At 52.3% G+C, this 2,349-nt stretch carries 4 protein-coding genes; 3 read left to right on the forward strand and 1 reads right to left on the reverse strand.

Annotated elements, in window-relative coordinates:
• From tmk to B2R29_RS07220, 3 genes are all read left to right on the forward strand, one after another.
• Positions 1-460 (forward strand): dTMP kinase (gene tmk / locus B2R29_RS07210; protein ID WP_301180418.1); only part of this gene is annotated, 460 nt, incomplete at its 5' end.
• Positions 460-1,458, forward strand: coding sequence for a DNA polymerase III subunit delta' (locus tag B2R29_RS07215; RefSeq protein WP_068443478.1), 999 nt, complete (start codon positions 460-462; stop codon positions 1,456-1,458). The genes tmk and B2R29_RS07215, both read left to right, overlap by 1 nt.
• Positions 1,455-1,799 (forward strand): PilZ domain-containing protein, encoded by a 345-nt coding sequence (locus tag B2R29_RS07220; protein WP_068438521.1) that lies wholly within the window; start codon positions 1,455-1,457, stop codon positions 1,797-1,799. The genes B2R29_RS07215 and B2R29_RS07220 overlap by 4 nt, the downstream gene beginning before the upstream one ends.
• A gap of 27 nt (positions 1,800-1,826) precedes the next feature.
• Here B2R29_RS07220 and B2R29_RS07225 read toward each other — a convergent pair.
• A partial coding sequence (locus tag B2R29_RS07225) for an aminotransferase class V-fold PLP-dependent enzyme (protein WP_301180419.1) occupies positions 1,827-2,349 on the reverse strand: 523 nt, incomplete at its 5' end.

Genomic DNA, 2,349 nt, shown 5'->3' on the forward strand with positions numbered 1-2,349 from the left:
GTTACTCCTGATGTTTGCGGCACGTGCTCAGCACGTCGATGCCGTCATCCGGCCTGCACTGGAGCGCGGTGACTGGGTCCTGTGTGACCGCTTCACCGATTCTACTATCGCCTACCAAGGCTATGGGCGAGGTCTTTCTCTCGATAATATCGAGCAGCTTAAAGCGCTTGCGCAAGGCGGTGTTGAACCACACCTGACGTTGCTACTAGATGCGCCAGTGGCGATTGGCATGGGGCGTGCGCGAGCCCGGGCTGAGGATCTGGCAGAAGAGACTGATCGTATTGAGGCTGAAGCCATGTCATTTTTCGAAAAGGTCCGGCTGGGGTTCCTGGCACTGGCCGAGCGTTATTCGAGATTTCGGGTCATTGATGCGACCGCTCCGCTTGAACAAGTGACTGAGCAAGTCCTGAAAGTGGTTGCAGGCGAGTTAGAAGACAAAAAACAACAGGTGGAATCCTGATGTCTCTTTATCCCTGGCAGGTGGATGCCTGGAGTTCTCTTGTACGTCGCCACCGCACTGCTGGCCTGCCACACGCGCTGCTGATAACAGGCAGTGCAGGCATCGGTAAGCATGAGTTATCACTGAATGTCGCGCGTTGGTTGTTGTGTCAGAATCCTGCGGACGAGGCGTGCGGGCAGTGCCACAGTTGTCAGCTTTGGGCGGCGGGCAGTCACCCCGATTTTATGCTTTGCCAGCCGGAAGAAAACTCAAAGCAGATTCGTATCGACAATGTTCGCAAAGTGAATGAGCTGATTTTTCAAACGCCTCAGATCAGTCAGTGTCAGGTCGTCATTCTTCGCCCTGCGGAGGTTATGAACGTAAATGCGGCCAACGCATTGCTTAAGACCCTGGAAGAGCCCCCGGGTGAAAGCTTTATCCTACTTGAAACAGAGCGCTTTGGTTCTGTTCTCCCTACCATTCGCAGCCGCTGCCAGCGTATCAATCTGGCCCTGCCATCTTATGATGCATCGAAAGACTGGCTGCAGGATCAGGGGGTAGGCTCAGCTGATGCCGACATGGCACTGGCGAGAAATGGCGGTGCTCCTGTCGCTGCCATGAATTGGCTGAGCAGCGGTGTCGCGACGGTTCAGGAAAAATGGGTCTCGGAATTACAACAATGGACTACGTCGTCTTTGCCTCTCGATAAAATTGCCTCGTCCTGGAGTAAGCTGGAGTTCCAGACGGTTATACAATGGTTTTACCAGTGGTCTTGCGATGTCCTGAAAGCGGCGTGTGGTGCGGAGGCAAAACATCTTCAGTTTGCAGGGCCAGTCACAGAACTTATGGACGCTTATGTTGTGAAGCGGGAAATGCTGGTAACCTTTCAGAAAAAATTACAACAAATACTCGGTCAGCTGATGTCAGGTGCTTCCCACCATAACAAAACGCTGACCCTGGAAACCTTGTTGCTCGAGTGGCAGGCGTTGACTGAAGCAAAAGCGGGAGTAATTGCATGAACCCAGGCGGTCGGAATGGCATCCTGTCATTAACCATCAAAGATAAATCAGTCCTGTATGCTGCCTATATGCCGTTTATTAAAAACGGTGGGCTCTTCATTCCAACAAGTAAACAGTATCAGTTGGGAGACGAAGTCTTCATGCTGCTGAAGTTGATGGATGAGCCTGAGAAGATCCCTGTTGCCGGTAAAGTCGTTTGGGTAACGCCCAAGGGGGCGCAAGGCAATAAAGTTGCAGGCGTCGGCGTCCAGTTCAATGATGAAGATGATATTGCCCGCAACAAGATAGAAACCTACCTTGCTGGCGCAATTAAATCAGACCGTATGACGCATACTATGTAGTGTCTGGGGCTTGTCTGGAAAGTTTAATTACCAAAGACACTCTTCCGCAGCGATGCTGACCGCTTGCTGCAGGCGATAGAGAGGCGTATGGAAGTGAGGCGAAAAGCGGATTCCTCCACCGCGGTGCATACAGATAACTCCTTTACTCATTAATGCTTGCCACACTTCTTTGGGCGATCGTCCGTTCGTCCCGAATGTCACAATTCCAGAGCGCCCTCTGCTGTGAGCTGGTGTGATGATTTCAGCTCCAGCATCAGATAACAGACCACATAACGAATCCGCTTTGCTCAGAACTGCTGCCTCAACGTTTTCTATGCCTGTATTCAGAAGAAGACTGGTGCTCGCATGGAGTGCATGTGCAGCCAGAAGGTTGGGGCTCCCACACTCAAAACGCATTGCTGTATCGGCGACCTCCCAGCTGGCCTGGTTGTAGTCACCGGCGTGCTTGATCATGTGCCAGCCATACTCATTGAGTGACAGATCGTTCATTCGCTCTTCCCGGACATAGAAAAAGCCCAGCCCTTCAGGGCCCAGCAGCCACTTGTGACCA

It is taken from the genome of Thalassolituus sp. UBA3500, from assembly GCF_002377545.1.
Lineage (GTDB): Bacteria > Pseudomonadota > Gammaproteobacteria > Pseudomonadales > Oceanobacteraceae > Thalassolituus.